The organism is Streptomyces sp. NPDC059256, assembly GCF_042753785.1.
Taxonomy (GTDB): domain Bacteria; phylum Actinomycetota; class Actinomycetes; order Streptomycetales; family Streptomycetaceae; genus Streptomyces.
This window is the reverse complement of sequence record NZ_JBHYZO010000018.1, coordinates 93,926-108,732: the sequence shown is the minus strand read 5'-3', so window position 1 is coordinate 108,732 and position 14,807 is coordinate 93,926. Positions and strand designations below refer to the sequence as shown.

At 68.0% G+C, this 14,807-nt stretch carries 15 protein-coding genes; 2 read left to right on the top strand and 13 right to left on the bottom strand.

The window, feature by feature from the left end; all coding sequences use genetic code 11:
- The first annotated feature begins 341 nt into the window (after positions 1-341).
- A complete protein-coding gene (locus tag ACFXJL_RS27590; protein ID WP_384696806.1) occupies positions 342-1,259 on the top strand; it encodes an LLM class flavin-dependent oxidoreductase in 918 nt (305 codons plus the stop codon).
- A 120-nt stretch (positions 1,260-1,379) separates the two neighbouring features.
- Here the strand turns inward: ACFXJL_RS27590 and ACFXJL_RS27585 are convergent, their stop codons facing one another.
- From ACFXJL_RS27585 to ACFXJL_RS27570, 4 genes are all read right to left on the bottom strand, one after another.
- Entirely contained in the window at positions 1,380-2,159 is a 780-nt protein-coding gene (locus ACFXJL_RS27585) for an alpha/beta fold hydrolase (RefSeq protein ID WP_384696803.1), read from the bottom strand.
- Positions 2,160-2,955: 796 nt separating this feature from the next.
- Entirely contained in the window at positions 2,956-3,462 is a 507-nt protein-coding gene (locus tag ACFXJL_RS27580; protein ID WP_358878144.1) for a hypothetical protein, read from the bottom strand.
- Positions 3,463-3,922: 460 nt separating this feature from the next.
- Positions 3,923-4,045: a hypothetical protein gene (locus ACFXJL_RS27575; RefSeq protein ID WP_384696799.1), complete on the bottom strand. Its 123-nt coding sequence runs from the start codon at positions 4,043-4,045 to the stop codon at positions 3,923-3,925.
- 237 nt (positions 4,046-4,282) lie between these two features.
- Entirely contained in the window at positions 4,283-4,690 is a 408-nt protein-coding gene (locus ACFXJL_RS27570; RefSeq protein WP_384641359.1) for a hypothetical protein, read from the bottom strand.
- A 297-nt stretch (positions 4,691-4,987) separates the two neighbouring features.
- Between ACFXJL_RS27570 and ACFXJL_RS27565 the strand changes: the two genes are divergently transcribed.
- Entirely contained in the window at positions 4,988-5,563 is a 576-nt protein-coding gene (locus ACFXJL_RS27565; protein ID WP_384641356.1) for a hypothetical protein, read from the top strand.
- A 94-nt stretch (positions 5,564-5,657) separates the two neighbouring features.
- On the opposite strand, the gene ACFXJL_RS27560 is transcribed toward ACFXJL_RS27565, so the two are convergent.
- From ACFXJL_RS27560 to ACFXJL_RS27520, 9 genes are all read right to left on the bottom strand, one after another.
- Complete coding sequence (locus ACFXJL_RS27560) at positions 5,658-6,449, bottom strand: helix-turn-helix domain-containing protein (protein ID WP_358878140.1); 792 nt, start codon at positions 6,447-6,449, stop codon at positions 5,658-5,660.
- Between the two features lie 103 nt (positions 6,450-6,552).
- Complete coding sequence (locus ACFXJL_RS27555) at positions 6,553-7,677, bottom strand: ABC transporter substrate-binding protein (RefSeq protein WP_358878139.1); 1,125 nt, start codon at positions 7,675-7,677, stop codon at positions 6,553-6,555.
- Between the two features lie 147 nt (positions 7,678-7,824).
- On the bottom strand, positions 7,825-8,685 hold the full coding sequence (locus ACFXJL_RS27550) for an ABC transporter permease (RefSeq protein WP_358878138.1): 861 nt from the start codon (positions 8,683-8,685) through the stop codon (positions 7,825-7,827).
- 3 nt (positions 8,686-8,688) lie between these two features.
- A complete protein-coding gene (locus tag ACFXJL_RS27545; protein WP_384696794.1) occupies positions 8,689-9,480 on the bottom strand; it encodes an ABC transporter ATP-binding protein in 792 nt (263 codons plus the stop codon).
- 117 nt (positions 9,481-9,597) lie between these two features.
- Entirely contained in the window at positions 9,598-10,680 is a 1,083-nt protein-coding gene (locus ACFXJL_RS27540) for a Gfo/Idh/MocA family protein (protein WP_384696791.1), read from the bottom strand.
- Positions 10,681-10,693: 13 nt separating this feature from the next.
- On the bottom strand, positions 10,694-11,455 hold the full coding sequence (locus tag ACFXJL_RS27535; RefSeq protein WP_384696788.1) for an N-acyl homoserine lactonase family protein: 762 nt from the start codon (positions 11,453-11,455) through the stop codon (positions 10,694-10,696).
- 7 nt (positions 11,456-11,462) lie between these two features.
- Entirely contained in the window at positions 11,463-12,785 is a 1,323-nt protein-coding gene (locus tag ACFXJL_RS27530; RefSeq protein ID WP_358878133.1) for an acetyl-CoA hydrolase/transferase C-terminal domain-containing protein, read from the bottom strand.
- Complete coding sequence (locus ACFXJL_RS27525) at positions 12,782-13,933, bottom strand: 2-hydroxyacid dehydrogenase (protein ID WP_384696785.1); 1,152 nt, start codon at positions 13,931-13,933, stop codon at positions 12,782-12,784. The genes ACFXJL_RS27530 and ACFXJL_RS27525 overlap by 4 nt, the downstream gene beginning before the upstream one ends.
- On the bottom strand, positions 13,930-14,769 hold the full coding sequence (locus tag ACFXJL_RS27520; RefSeq protein WP_384696782.1) for an enoyl-CoA hydratase-related protein: 840 nt from the start codon (positions 14,767-14,769) through the stop codon (positions 13,930-13,932). Before ACFXJL_RS27520 ends, ACFXJL_RS27525 begins: the two co-directional genes overlap by 4 nt.
- Positions 14,770-14,807: the final 38 nt, after the last annotated feature.

The following is a 14,807-nucleotide window of genomic DNA, read 5'->3' as shown; positions in this document are numbered from 1 at the left end:
ATGGGACGTGTGACTGCGGGGGCCGTCCACCGACCGGCAGGCCCGTCGCTGACCGCGTGCCGAAGCGTTCATCGCCCATGGGGGAGCGGCGAGCTCCCGACGATGGCAAGGCGCGCTCCCGTGTGGTCATGTGGTGAGTGTGGTGCAACCTCACCCCGCCGCCCTGCCCTGATGTGAGCGCGGGCCGATGTCACCGCAGTCCGTGACAACGGCTGACGCATGGCGAGACCCGCCGGACACGGCCCCGCGTTCCGCACCACAGAGGAAGGGTGGCGGGCACTCGGGCGTCCCCGACGCACTCGGGCGTCCCGGACGACAAGGAGATGACAAGGAGTGGAACCATGGTGCTGGGACAGCCCCCGTACTTCGGTCTCGACCTCAACACACCCCTCCCCCTTTCGGAGGAACTGACGAAGAGACTTCGGATGGCGGACGAGTCGGGGTACGACCTCTTCTCCGTCATGGACCATCCCTACGCCGGAGATCGGCACGAGGCGTATGCGGCGCTCGGCTACGCACTCGGGCACACCCGCCGGATCGGCGGATATGTGGGGGTCACCAATCTACCGCTGCGCCCCGCACCCGTGCTGGCCAGGACCGTTGCAGCGCTCAGTGCCCTCTCCGGCGGGCGGTTCGTCCTCGGATTGGGCTCCGGGGGGATCTGGGACCGCATCGCGCAGTTCGGCGTCCAACGGTTGAGCCCGGGTGATGCGGTCACCGCCTTCGAAGAAGCCATCACGCTCATCGGGAAGCTCACCGGGGGCGGTGCTGCGCCGGTCACTTTCGACGGGCGCTTCTACCAGGTCACCAAGGCGATGCCCGCCCCCGTGCCCACACCCAAGATCTGGACCGGAGCGAACGGCCCCCGAGCGCTGGCGATCACCGGACGACTCACGGACGGCTGGATCCCGAGTTTTGGTGCGGACTGGCTCTCCGAGCGGTATCGCACATCCCGCCCGCTGGTCGACCGCGCGGCGCAAGAGGCGGGCCGGCATCCCTCCGATGTCATCTCCTACTTCAACTTCGGCGGTGCGCTCGTGGACCACGACCTACCCGCCACCCGGGGCGCCGAGGGGCGTTGGCAAGGCGGATCCACTCGCCAGTGGATCGAGGAGCTCACCGGTGCGGTCCTGGAGCACGGCGCGGGCGGGTTCAACACGCAGGTGGCCAACGCCGCGGGGGAGGCGGACCTCGACACCGCACGACGGTTCGCCGACGAGGTCATTCCCGCGGTCCGTGCCGCGGTCACAGCGCACTGACCCGGGGTGGTGATGTCCTCCTCGCCTTCGGAGGTTCACACCTTCGGAGGTTCACACCTTCGGAGGTTCACCTTTCGCGGTTCGCGCCTGTCGTCTTCTTCGCTCGGCCCCCGATCGCTCTCAGCCGAGGATCTTGCGTATCAGCTCGATCATCTGGTCCGGATTGCCGATCCAGTCCATGTGGCCCTGTCCTTCGATCTCCGTGAGGGTGCTGCCGGGAATACCGGAATGCAATTGTCGCGAGCCCTCGATGGGAACCATCTCGTCCTGTGCGAAACCGATGACGGAAGTGGGTGCGGTGATCTTCGGGAGAATTTCTCGGATGTCGCTCCGGAGGGCCACTTCGATCTGCCGGGAGATTCCCGGCTCGGGCCAGGCGTGATTGTCGAGCGAGGCGTTCAAGCCTTCGTGGCCCCAACTGTTCACCGCGGCAGGACTGAATCCGGTCAGGGTGGTGAACCGTCGGAACAGGTCCAGGTCCGTGGTCAGCAACGTCGCCCAGGTCTCGAAGTAGAACTGATGGCGCGGATCGGGGTACGCCCAGGAGCCGGCCAGGACGAGCCTGTTGACGAGGTCGGGGCGGTTGGCGGCAACCGTCGCGGCGACCGCACCACCGAGGGAGAACCCGAGCAGGTCCACCGGTCCACCCACGGAGTCGTCGATGGCACTGACAGTTTGCTCGGCGAGCCGGTCGAGGGTCAGCGGCCCGCCGCCGTCGGTGGTCTCGCCACTCCCACTGAGGTTGGGGCGGACGACGGTACGGTCGCGGGCGAGGGCCTTGACGACCGTGCCGAAGGCTCCGTCGGCGCTGCCGCCGACGCCGTGCACGAGAACGAGACCGGGGCCGCTTCCCTCCACCTCGTAGTGGATGGAGCCGTCGGGGTGGTCGGCGTACGGCATGAGCAGCATCCTTTCCTGGGCCGGCCATTGCCATCCGTGGGAAAAGCGGATGGTCGCGACATGGTGATGAATTCAGCAGATGAATTTCGAGCACGGTGAATTAATGCTGAATTCTCTGTCCCCGTGGGGGAATGTCTGGCCAGTGAACTCGATGCCGAGAATATCAAAGAGGTCCATCCCCAGCGCATCCCTATTGGCCGGGACGATGGTCCTAGTCCCATGTGCCGAGTCGGATACGGCCTGCGGGGTACGGGAAATCAACCGCGATCGGAGTACCATTTTCGGTCTTGTGCGCGCCCAAGCCGTGGCGACCCAATCGGAGCGACCGGATTGGAGCGACCGGATTGGAGTCGGCGCATGCGCTGTCCCCGGGCGCGATGCCGTGGACGAGCCGTGGGGAAGTCGTTGTGACCACGCCCGCCTCGCGTGGTGCTGTGGGTCCGGTGACGGTGTTCTCGTCAGTCGATCCCTGACCACCGGGGCGGGCAGATGTCGCGCGTGTGTCGCCCCACCTCTTGAGGAACGGTGGGGCGACACACGCGCGATCTTTGCCATGCGGTCTTGCCATGTGTTGGGGAGAGGGCCGTACGGGACCCGAAATCGCTGGGACGGTGCGGGGCGCTGAGTTCTTGCCGGCACCGGCTGCAGTCGGCCGGGGTCTGGCCGAGGAGGCAGCTACGCCCCCGCGCGGTTGCCGCACCACGCGGAGATCATTCCCTGGGTGTCCTTGCGCACGCTGTTGTCACCAGCCGGGACGGGGCTCCCTTGACTGCTGGGGTGCGGTCCGGACGGCCTGTCAGTAGGCCCTGAGGAAGTACTTGGTGCGGAAGCCGCTGACGGAGCAGTCGAGTGTGCTCTGGGTGTTCGTGTAGGTGAAGCCGGACGGAATGGTGCATGCCCACAGGCCCGTGCTGGGAGTCCGCAGGAAGTACTTGGCCCGGAAACCGCTGACGGAGCAGTCGAGAGAGTTCTGCACACTGCTGTAGGTGTAACCCGAAGGGATCGTGCACGCCCAGAGACTGTCCGAGGGCGGCTGGACGAAGTACTGGGTCTGGAAGCCGGTGCCGCCACAGCTCAGTGTGCTCTGCGTGTCGCTGTAGGTGTAGCCGGGCGGGATGGAGCAGGACCAGAATCCTGCGAGGGCCCCGCTTGCGGCCTGGGTGATGGATCCGCGGCTGTCAGCGGCGGATCGCTCGGTGGGGGGTGTCGAGGCCGACGCGGTCGTCGGGACCAGCGCGGCGGCCAGCATCACAGCCGCTGAACCGCTACCGAGCAGAAGCGTGCGAAGTCTCGATCTGATCATATGGAAAGCACTCCTAGTTAGTCGCTCGTCGGACTGAACCAACGGGTGGGCCGACCGGGTCTGTCCCTCGTGTCGGCCTCCGCAGTGCGTGCGTTCGAATGGTCACAGTTGCCTAGGCCCCCGACAAGAGTGGTTCAGTGGGTTAAGTTTATTTCCGGTCGTTCTGAGTAGTCGTCCACCTGCGTGTTCGCAGGTGGGATCCACTCCTGGCGCGCAATACCTCGGCCGAAACAACACCGCCCGCCCAAACGACCCGGTGACAACTCGACCCAACAGTGCATTCACATCTGCCGGTCGACCGAACGGGCAGCACTCGGTCCTCTGGAAACAGCTGATGACCAGCCACGATGAGTGCCGCCGTCGGCGAACTCCGCGCGGGCGGCGTGGTGATGACACAACGGGCGGGTGTTGTGCGAGGAAAGTGGAGTCGGCCACTCCTGGTGCGGGGTACGGAACGGTCCTACCGTCCGGGCCGGATCTTGTGCTGGCTGAGGACGAGCGCGTCATCCACGAGTTGGTCGAAGTGCTCGTCGCTGTGGAGCGGGCGCAGCCCTGCTGCTGCCCGAGCGTTCGGTAGGTCCAACTTGGGATGGGCGTCGAGCGGCGGTGCGGGAACGGGTTGGCGGATGAGCGAGCGTTCGGTCTCGTCACGGCGCGACCGGGCATGTGTGCTGACGCGGGGCCGGCCGTCCGCCGTGCAGGCCCTGGGGAGAGCCCCGGAGGTCAGTGCGCGGAGGCCAGTTCCGCGAGCGTCGCCCGCAGGCTGCGGTCACCGGGCAGGTGGGTGGGCCCGGGCGGATCCCCTGGTCGCCGGGGCATGTCATGCCCGGCGATGCTCGGGGCGTGGGTGCGGTCCATAGGCCAGGGCGAGGGCGTTCCGTACCGCGACGCGTCCGACCGCGCGAAAGGCTCCCGGGTGGGAATCCACTTCGTGGACACGCATCGCGCGCAGCACGACCGCGACCGCCGCAGTGGTTCCCGGCGCCAACTCCGCCAACTCTTCGCGGATACCGGTGTCAAGTGCAGTGTGATAGGCGGATCGATCCTCCGCGTTGACGAATCCCCGGGTGTCCAGATGTGCGGATACCTCAAACACGACGCCGTCCTCCCAGGGCTCGAAGTCCACGGTGACCTCCGCGAAATCCGAGGGACAGCTTCGCTGGCGCGCGTACACGGCCCGGACCGATCGGATGGGGCGGGGCGGGAACAGTCGGGCCTCTGAGTCCATGCGGTCACCGTAGTCCGACGGGGGTGGAAGACTGTCGGCCGGTGCCGGATCGACGCCGCGCAGGGCGGTAGGGGAACGATTCGCCGATCCTTCGCCGCGGAGTGTCTCCCGTTGGCGCAGGATGTCCACGGCGGACCTGCGGCGACACGGAAGGCGTCGGGCACACATGCGGTAGATACATGTTCGACAGTTGAGTACGTGTGCGGATGTCGCCGAGCCCTTGTGGTGGAAGGGTGAAGGGTGCGGAGGGGTACCCCGGCCGCGGACAGTTCGAGTTCTACGTAACGGAGGCAGATCATGCGACAGTTAGGAACGGTTGGCACGGTCCTCGTGCTGGCGGGTGCCGCACTCATGGGGACGACCGGAACGGCGGGTGCTGTGACGGGTCAGTCGGGCAAGACCCCCTCGGCGACGGTGTGTTCCACGCCTTGGGGAAGTGGCACAGAATCAGCGACCTCCTCTGTCGTCGAGACGCTGAAGAACATTCGGACCGGTCAGCACACGTGCTACGACCGCATGGTCTTCGACATAACCGGTGCCACCGGCCAGGTCGGCTACCACGTCAGCTATGTGAACGCCTTCCACCAGGACGGCACCGGCACCCAGATCCCTGTCAAGGGTGGCGCCATCCTGCAGATCTATGTGAACGCCCCGAGCTACGACCCGGAGACCGGCAGTGTCGTCTATCCGGGTAGGGGCGGTCAGCCGCTGCCCGGGGTGAACATCACCGGCTACCGGACCTTCAAGGACACCAAGTTCGGTGCGAGTTTCGAAGGGCAGACCCAGGTGGGCCTGGGCGTGCGCGCCAAACTTCCGTTCCGCGTCCTCCAGTCCGGCGACAAGCTGATCGTGGACGTCGCGCACACCTGGTAGGCGAACGAACCGCAGGCCGCCCGGCCGCACTCTGGATGTTCCGGGCGGCCTTGCTCCGTCGAGCGGGCGTCTCCGGGCGCCCGCCAGACAGACTTCAGGCGATCATCTGTCCGATCGAGGCTGCGGCGCGGCGCAGGGTCTGGGCCAGGGGGGAGACGGAGTCCATCTGGTCACCGAGGTCGACCCCGGACACGCTGATGGCCGCAACCGGTGCCTGGCGGCGGGAGAGGATCACTGCGGCGACCGCCTCGACACCGGGCACGGCCTCCCCCCGAGACAGGCCGACGCCTCCTGCCGCACGAACGCTGGCGAAGGTGTCGGCCAACTCGGCGGCCCGCTCCGCTCCGACCGTGTCGACCAGTCGGTCCGGCTCGTAGTAGGCCAGAATGCTACGGCCGGTCGCCGTGCTGTCGATGGGGAACGTGTCACCCACGCTGAGCACGAGATCGAGGGGCGTACTGGGAGTCCAGATCCGCTCGATCACTGCGGACACATCGCCGACGGCAACGGACAGGTTCGCCGTCCAGGGCTGATCGGCGATGTCGTTTGCCTGGAGTTCGACCATGTACGGCAAAGCCAGTCTGCGCACCAGGAGATCGTCGAGATAGCGGTTCGCCAGCAGGATGGAGGCCGGGCCGACCCCGAAGAGGCCGCGCTCTTCGACCACCATGCCTTGGGGGAGCAGGGAGCGCAGCAGCCGGTGGACCACGGTGCGGTCCAGGCCGGCGCTGCGGGCGATCTCCTGAACGGACATCGGCGCCGTGCTGTCCCGCAGGAGGTTGAGCAGGTCGAAGGCCCGGGTCACCGACTGGACCACTGACCGCCTGGCCACCGGTGCCTCGGGGACTTCGGGGGCACCGGTGGCCAGGGTCTGCTTCGTTGTCACGGGGCCTCCACGGCAAGGTGATGTCCGGGTCGGAGCAATGTGCGGAATGCGATGATGCTGTGCGCAATACGTCAACACTATGCGTATTGCGCTGTCAACCTTGTCATGTCTGGTCCACCGGTTTCCAGCCGGTCGACTTGAGTGCCTCCTCCGCGAACCGCATGTCGAGGACTTCGTCGTAGGCGAACGCCCTGCCGTCGGTGTCGGCGACGAGTCGGTTGTCGAACCAGGCGGCCAGCGAGTCGCGGGGGACGATCGGGGACCGCCAGGAGAGCTGGACGAGCTTCCACGCGTACTCCCAGATGGGTTCTTCCAACTGGCTGAACCGTGTCTTGCGGAGCAGCTTGCCCGCTTCCTCGGGGTTGTCTATGAGGGCGCGCATGGCCTTGACGTCGGCACGGACCAGCGCGCGGTACAGATCGGGGTTGGCCTCGACGTCCTCGGTGCGGGCCTGGAGCGTCATGCCCTGGACGCGATCGGCGCCCTCGATCTCACCGGTCTGGTTGACCAGCAACTGCACGGCGCCGAATTCGAGGACGGCCTTCTCCGCGGCGGGCGGGACCCCGACGAATCCGTCGATCTGCCCGTTCGCCAGTGCGGCCAGGGAGTTGGCGGCGGTCTGGAGGGGGACGATCCTGGCGTCCTTCGCCGGGTCGAGCCCGGCTTGTCTGAGTGCGAGTCTGGTGAAGCCGTCGGTGATGCTGCCGGGTGCGGTGATGCCGAAGCGTCCGTTGCGGACCTTGCCGATGGCCGCCCGGCGCTCGGCGAGCGGGCTGTCCGCGGTGACGCCGACGCGCTCGGCGAACTTCTTGCTGAGCACGAGGATCGACGGCATGGTGTTGGTGTGGGCGAGGAGGACCTTGAGCCGCCGTCCCTTGGCGACCGCGGACAGGAGTTCACCCGGCGCCGAGAGGTTGGCGTGGCCCTCCCCCGAGAGCAGTCCCGTCATCGCGGCCGGGCCGCCACCGAGGGGTACCCGCTTCACGGTGAGCCCCTCCTTCTTGTAGTACCCGTCGTCCTCGGCGAGGTAGCTCACCGACCACAGCAACAAGGAGTCCTTGGCGGCGTGCACGAGTTCCACCGTGCCGGAGCCGGCACCGGCGGGAGCCGGTGGCTTCGCGCACGAGGCAAGGAGCGGCACGGTGGCTGCTCCGGCCGCCCAGCTGAGGACCGTGCGGCGGGAAGGGCTGGGGAGTGCGGAGCGTGTGGTGGTGCGTCTGGGCAGCATGAGATGACCTTTCGTACACGAGGGGGTGCGATGGCGGCCGACGTCGGCGCGGGGCGCCGGGGTTCCGGTGGCAGTCCGGGAGCAAGGGGCAGCTCGGAGCAAGGGGCAGCGGTCGGGCGGTGGCGGTTCGGGAGCGAGTGGTGCTGCTCAGGCGGTGGCGGGGCGCCAGCGCAAGGTGCGGCGTTCCAGCAGCCCCACCGCCCCGGTGAGGGCGAGGCCGAGCACGGTGGTCACCAGCAGCGCGGCGAACGATCCTGCGGTGTCGTACTGGTTGGCGGTGACCGAGATGAGGTAGCCGAGACCCTCGTTGGAGGTGAACATCTCCGCGACCACGGCGCCGATGAGGGCGAACGGCACCGACATCCGCAGTCCGGCGAAGACCCAGACGAGGGCCGATGGGATGAGGACCTGTCGTACCGCATCGAACCGGGAGGCGCCCATCACCCGGATCACGTCGATCAGATCGCGGTCGACGTCACGCGCTCCGGCGAAGGTGTTCATGAAGACCGGGAAGAACACCAGGGTGGCCGCGAAGAGCACCTTGGTCTCCAGGCCGATGCCGAACCAGAGGATGAACAGCGGGATGAGCGCGACACGCGGGATGGAGTTGAACGCCACCAGGAAGGGATCGAGAGTGCGGGCCACCAGCGAGCTGACGCCGAAGAGCAGCCCGACGGCGATCCCGGCGGCGGCTCCGGCGACGAAGCCGAGTGCGGTCTCCACCAGCGTGGCCCAGACGGCGGGCAGGAGTTGTCCCTCCCCGGCGAAGTCGACCAGTGCCGACCACACGGCGCCCGGGCTGCTGATCCAGAACTCCGACACCAACCGACCCGATGCCAACTCCCAGGAGCCGAGGGCCAGCAGGGTGAGCGCCACCCGGGAGACGGTGACGATGAGGGTCCTTCTGCGCCGCTCACGGATGCTCGGGTCGACGAGGAAGACCTCGTCGACCGGGTCCGCAGTGCCGATGCGCTTGCCGCCGGTGGAACTGAGGGTCGTTTCGGTCATGGCCTATGCCTCGCTTCCCTGATGGATGTCCTCGCGGAGCGCCGCCCACAGACGGTCGAAGTACTCCCCGAAGCCGGGTTCGAATCGAATGCTGAAGGGGTCCCGCGGTCGGGGCAGGTCGATGCGTTCGACGGCTTTGATCCGGCCGGGCCGGGCGGACATCACGATCACCCGGTCGGCGAGCGATATGGCCTCGGTGAGGTCGTGGGTGACGAACACGAGCGTCTTGCCGGTGCCTTCCCAGGTACGCAGCAGCTCCGCCTGAAGCACCAACTTCAGCTGGGCGTCGAGTGCTCCGAACGGCTCGTCCATGAGGAGGACGTCGGGCTCGTAGACCAGGGAGCGGGCCAGTTGGGCCCGTTTGCGCATGCCGCCGGAGAGTTCGCTGGGGTAGTGCTTCTCGAATCCGGTCAGTCCGACCAGCTCGATCTGGCGCGCGATCCGTTCCTGCCGCTCCTGCTTGGTGAGGCGGGCCCGTCCACCGAGGCTGAGGGGGAGGGCGATGTTGTCCTCGACCGTGCGCCAGGGGAGCAGATTGTCCTTCTGGGTGATGTAGGCGACCTCGGTGTTGACTCCGGTGAGGGGGTCGCCGCGGTACAGCAGCCGTCCGGTGCCGGGTTTCATCAGTCCCGCGGCGAGGTTGAGGAGGGTGGATTTGCCGCAGCCGCTGGGACCGACGATGGCGAGCAGCTCCCCGTCGCCGACCTCCGCGGTGACCTGGGACAGCGCGTGTATCTGCTGGCTGCCCTTGAAGAAGACCTTCGATACGTCGTGGAATTCCAGGATCGGGTTCATATGCACCGTCCGTATAGTTTTGCGAGGCGGATCAGGGTGGAATCAATAACTCCTTGAGCGCATTGCGCCTACCGCGTGCGTAAAAGTGCCTCAGTATCAGTACTAACGCAGGGGGTGTCAACGCTTCTCCGCAGCCGCTCGCTCGATCTCGTCGAGCAGTTCATGCAGGTCGACGGCGGCCCGGAAGTCCGGCAGCAGCGGGTCGCGCCGTCCGTCGCGTACCGCTGCGCCCAGTGCCGCGTACGCGGAGGCGACGTTGTGGCCGGGGTGCGAGGCGGGCAGCGGCGACGGATGCACCAGATCGGCGTGCGGCGCGATCTCCGCACTCGGAGCCCCACCGAGCGGGGTCACGGTGAGGGACAGTCCGCCGAACTGTGGCTGACTCGTTCCCGTGAGGGTCAACGACCCCTCCGTGCCCAGGATCTCCACGGCGAAGGTCTCGCGCGGTCCGGTCTGCGAGACATGGGCCACGGTGATGACCCCCGCATGGTCGAGGACCGTGACGAGAGTGTCCGGTGCGTCCCGGGGCAGCCGTTCCCCCGTGTCCACGAGGAACTCGGGCACCGCCGACCAGAGCCGCGCACTGTCCACCCGAGGCCGGCCGAGAACCACCCCGAGCATGTCGAGTGCGTGCCCGGCCTGGATGGTGAGCACGTTGGCGCCCACCGACCGGTGACGCAGATGCGCCCGGTGCGCGGGCCGCGGCAGCAGACCGTGCGGCAGGTGCAGTCGCAGATTCGCCGACAGAGGTCTGCCGATGCGCCCGGACGCCAGCAGCGCGGCGGCCGTCCTCAGCTGCGGCGAGTAGCGCCCCTGGAGGCCGGTGACATGGACTTGTTCCGGGTGGGCGGCCGAGAGCTCCGCCAGTTCGCGGGCCTGGTCCGAACCGGTGGCGAGCGGCCACTCGCAGTAGACGTGCTTGCCCGCGGCGATGGCGGCCCTGACGATCTCCGCATGCCGGGGCACCCGGACGGTGACGGCCACGATGTCCACCGCGTCGTCGACCAGAACGGGATCGAGTTCGTGTGTCGCGGGCACGCCCCACCGCTCGGCGGCGGCCGATGCGGACTCGGGCGAGGACGTCACCAACCGCTCCAGCCGCAGGTCGTCCAGTGCGGCGATCGCGGGGAGGTGTGCGGCGCTGCTCCAGTGGTCGGCGCCGGCGCCGACCACCGCGACGCCCAGGGTGTCAGTGTTCACGAGGATCTCCGATTCAGGTGTAGTGGTGTGGGGAACGGCGCAGTGTCGATTGCTGTGCGTGGTCGTGCTGCACCCAGAGGACGGCGTCCTCTTCGGCGAGCACCTCGGCTGCGCGGTTCATGCTGCGCCGGGACTCGTCGACACTTGCGTTGAAGCCGGGGACCACGCGTCGCGTCCAGTTCTCCAGACTGTGGGCGAGGTCGCCCGAGATGAGCACGGGTCCGGTGTCCGGCAGCCGCACCAGCAGTGACTGGCTGCCGACGGTGTGTCCGGGCAGGCGCAGGATCACGACCGATCCGTCACCGAACACATCGTGGTCGCCGTCCAGGGGGATCACGGCCCGTTCCCGCAGCGAGGCGTAGGTGCCCGGGTCGAAGCCGTGGTCACCGGGCGAGGCACCGAAAGCAGCTGCGTACTCGTCCCGTTGGACCAGCAGGGTTGCACGGGAGAACAGTGAGGCGTTGCCGACGTGGTCGGGGTGGAAGTGTGACAGTGCCAGGAAGTCGATCGTGTCGGCCGGGCATCCGGCCTCGGCGAGTTGGCGTTCCAGCGAACCTTTCACATGGAACACCGCGATGTCCCCGACTCGGTGCCCCTCAGGTTCCTCGGCCAAGGCGTCGGGCAGCCCCGCGTCCCACACCAGGGTGCCGCGCGGATGGACGACGAGGTAGCAGGAGTCGGCGAGGGTGCGCCGTACCCCCTGCCCCGCGTCAGGCTGGAACAGAGCCCAGTCCAGGATCTCGATGGTGCCTCCGTCGAGGACGTGCAGTCTCATCCCTCACTCATCCCTTCCGTACGCCGGCGACCTGGTCGTACGCCAGTCGGTGCAACGACTCTCGATCGTCGGGGTGTGCGATCCGGATCATGCGCCGCACCCGTTCGCTGATGGACGTTCCGCGGAGTTCAGCGACGCCGTACTCGGTCACGATCGCGTCGGCGTCCGCTCGACCGGTGGTCACGATTCCGGAGGAGAGCCGTGGAACGATTCTGGTCTTTCCGGACGTGGTGCGGGAGGGGAGGGCGATGATCGAACGGCCACCGGGGGAGGCGAGTGCGCCTCGGACGAAGTCCACCTGACCGCCGATCGTGCCCACGTAGGCCGAGCCGGCGACCTCGGCGGACACCTGCCCGCTGAGATCCACTTCGAGCGCGGAGTTGATCGCGGTGAAACGGGGCAGCCGGCGCAGGACGTCCGGTGCATGAGTGTGATCGACCGGGTCCACCCGCAGCCCGTCGTTGCGGTGTGCGAAGTCGAAGAGTCGCCGGGTGCCCAGCAGGCCACCGGTCACGCTCACCCCGCGGTCCACGGGTTTGGCGGTGTTGGTGACGGCCCCGGACTCGATGAGATCCACCACCGCATCGCCGATCACTCCGCTGTGCAGCCCCAGTTCCCGATGGCCGGTGAGCAGACCGGCAACGGCTGCCGGCACCGCGCCGATCCCGAGTTGCAGGGTGGCCCCGTCGGGGACGAGGCCCGCCACCTGGGCGGCGATCGCCGAATCCACTGCGGATGGAGGGCGACCGGGAATCTCCACCAGGCGGCGCGAGGTGCGCACCGCGAGGTCGATGAGTCCCGCATCGAAGGTGTGCCGGGAGAAGGTCCACGGTGCCTGTTCATTGACCTCGGCGATCACCGTACGCGCCACGGAGACAGCCGCTGCCGCGCAGCCACCGGCCGCCGAGAGGCTCAGCTCACCCCCCGGACCCTCGCTGACCTGGGCGAGTACGACATCGATCCGGAGCGTCCGCGAGGTGATGAGCCGAGACAGCTCCGACAGATGGATGGGCAGCACCTCCATCACCCCGGCACGGCACAGCGCCCGCTGGCCACCCACCGCACCCAGACCGGTGAAGGAGATCGCATCGGCGTGCTCGGGACGGACCACATCAGTGAACCCCGCCCCGCCGAACACGACGTCGAACCCACCGATCGCATGGCGCTGGGCGAGCAGCTTTTCGATGAGCGGCAGCGGCTCACCGGCTCCCTGCGTCCAGAGAACGGTGTCTCCGGGCCGTACGACCTTCGTGAAGTCGATGTCGTCGAGCGCGGTGATGCGTGCGGGCTCCAACCGGGCGGTGCCACGGGTACGGTCCGACGGCGTCATGATGTGCCCACCACCCGGCCGTGCACGGGCACACCACCCGCGAGTACCGCGCGTACGTTCTCGAAGATCTGTGTCACCTCGTCGAGCACTCCCAGCCGGGATCCGCCGGCTATGTGGGGGGTCAGCACGACATTGTCGAGCGCGCACAGCGGGTCGGTGCGCGGACGGGGCTCCACCCGGTGGACATCCAGACCCGCCCCGCCGAGCCGCCCTTCGACCAGTGCCTCGTAGAGGGCGCGTTCATCGATGAGCCGACCGCGACCGGTGTTGACGAGCAGTGCGCCCGGACGCATCGCGGCGAACTCGGCCGGTCCCAGCAGCGGCGCCCCGCGACCTGCCCCGGGTACGTGGAGGGAGACGACATGGGATTCGGCCAGGAGATCGGGCAGCGAGCGGTAGTCGACCCCGAGCTCTCGTTCCTGCGCCGTGGAGCGCCGGGTGCGCCCGGTGTAGAGCAGTCGCATCCCGAAGGCGCGGGCCCGTTCGGCGACGAGTGAACCGACCTCGCCCAGACCGACGATGCCCAGGGTGCGGCCTTCCAACCCCCCGAGCCCGGTCAGCCCGGCCCAGTTGTAGGTGACGTCCCGGCCCGGACACCCGCTGCCCGCCCGTACGGAGCGGTCTGCCGCGGGGAGCCGTTTGACCAGGGCGAGCATCAGCAGCAGGGCGTGCTCGGCCGTGCGCACCAGGCTGGGCCTGGGCAGACACGACACCTCGATCCCGTGCTCGCGGGCTGCTTCGAGATCGATCGCGGTGGAGCGTGCGCCCAACCGTTGCACCAACCGCAACCGGGGAGCCGCTTCGATGACGCCGCGGTCCGCGGTTCCGCGACGCAGTACGAGGACGGTGGCCTCGTCGGGACGGGAGGTGAGGGCGACACCACCGTGCGGGCTGAGCTTTGCGCGCAACGCCCGTACGGCGGCCAGATCGGGGAGGTCCGGTGCGAAAAAGTCGGCCACCGCCTCCCAGTCGGACGCGGTACGGGCGGTGAGCAGCCTTTGGACCAGGGTCAGTACGTGGTCGTCGTCGAGGAACGCGATGCGTACGGGATCCGCGGTGTGGTGTTGGATCGTCGTCCGCCGTGGGCTACCTGGCCGGGCCGGGGCCGCGGCGGGATCCCCTCGGCGCGGTGGGGTGAGGGCAGTCATCCCATCGCCCCGCGGAAGTCCGGGGTGCGCTTGGCGCGCAGCGCCTCGCCACCCTCCTTGGACTCGTCCGTACCGAAGTACAGGGCGAGGGCCTGGAAACCGAGGTGACCGATGCCCCTGATGCTCTCGCTGTCGGCGTTGAAGGAGCGTTTGGCGATGGCGAGGGCCGTGGGGCTGAGCGCATTGATCTCGCGGCACCACCGGTCGACTTCGTCGTCGAGTTCATCATTGGGCACGACCTGGTTGATGAGCCCCATCCGCAGCGCCTCGGCGGCCGGGTACTTTCGGCAGGTGAACCACATCTCGCGGGCCTTCTTCTCCCCGATGGTCCTGGCCAACAACGCGGTTCCGAAGCCCGGGTCGACCGAGCCCATCTTCGGCCCGGCCTGCCCGAACACGGCGTTCTCGGCGGCTATTGCGAGGTCGCACAGGGTGACGAGCACATTGCCGCTGCCGATCGCGTAGCCGCGCACCTTGGCGATGACGGGCTTGGGCACGTCCCTGATAGCGCTCTGCACCTCTTCCACCGGCACCCCGAGGATGCCTCGCCCCCGTCCGACCCGGTCGGACTTCTTCTCCGTGGAGTCCCCACCGACGGCGAAGGCACGGTCCCCGGCGCCGGTGAGCACGATGACGCCGATGTCACGGTTCCAACCGGCGCGTTGGAGGGCGTCCGCCACCTCGGCATAGGTCTGTCCGCGGAAGGCGTTCAGTTTCGCCGGGCGGTTGAAGGTGATCGTTGCGACATGGTCCTTCTCTTCGTAGACGATGTCCTCGTAGCCGGGGTCACCAGGGCCGTTGGGGGTGTTGGGGTCGTCGTGCGGGTTCTGGGGCATGGCCTTCTCCGGTGTCGGTGTGATGCGGGGTGGGAGGG

Coding starts and splice junctions, on each gene's coding strand:
- ACFXJL_RS27590 (WP_384696806.1), top strand. CDS start 342: ATGGTGCTGGGACAGCCCCCGTACTTCGGTCTCGACCTCAACACACCC.
- ACFXJL_RS27585 (WP_384696803.1), bottom strand. CDS start 2,159: ATGCCGTACGCCGACCACCCCGACGGCTCCATCCACTACGAGGTGGAG.
- ACFXJL_RS27580 (WP_358878144.1), bottom strand. CDS start 3,462: ATGATCAGATCGAGACTTCGCACGCTTCTGCTCGGTAGCGGTTCAGCG.
- ACFXJL_RS27570 (WP_384641359.1), bottom strand. CDS start 4,690: ATGGACTCAGAGGCCCGACTGTTCCCGCCCCGCCCCATCCGATCGGTC.
- ACFXJL_RS27565 (WP_384641356.1), top strand. CDS start 4,988: ATGCGACAGTTAGGAACGGTTGGCACGGTCCTCGTGCTGGCGGGTGCC.
- ACFXJL_RS27555 (WP_358878139.1), bottom strand. CDS start 7,677: ATGCTGCCCAGACGCACCACCACACGCTCCGCACTCCCCAGCCCTTCC.
- ACFXJL_RS27550 (WP_358878138.1), bottom strand. CDS start 8,685: ATGACCGAAACGACCCTCAGTTCCACCGGCGGCAAGCGCATCGGCACT.
- ACFXJL_RS27545 (WP_384696794.1), bottom strand. CDS start 9,480: ATGAACCCGATCCTGGAATTCCACGACGTATCGAAGGTCTTCTTCAAG.
- ACFXJL_RS27535 (WP_384696788.1), bottom strand. CDS start 11,455: ATGAGACTGCACGTCCTCGACGGAGGCACCATCGAGATCCTGGACTGG.
- ACFXJL_RS27530 (WP_358878133.1), bottom strand. CDS start 12,785: ATGACGCCGTCGGACCGTACCCGTGGCACCGCCCGGTTGGAGCCCGCA.
- ACFXJL_RS27525 (WP_384696785.1), bottom strand. CDS start 13,933: ATGACTGCCCTCACCCCACCGCGCCGAGGGGATCCCGCCGCGGCCCCG.
- ACFXJL_RS27520 (WP_384696782.1), bottom strand. CDS start 14,769: ATGCCCCAGAACCCGCACGACGACCCCAACACCCCCAACGGCCCTGGT.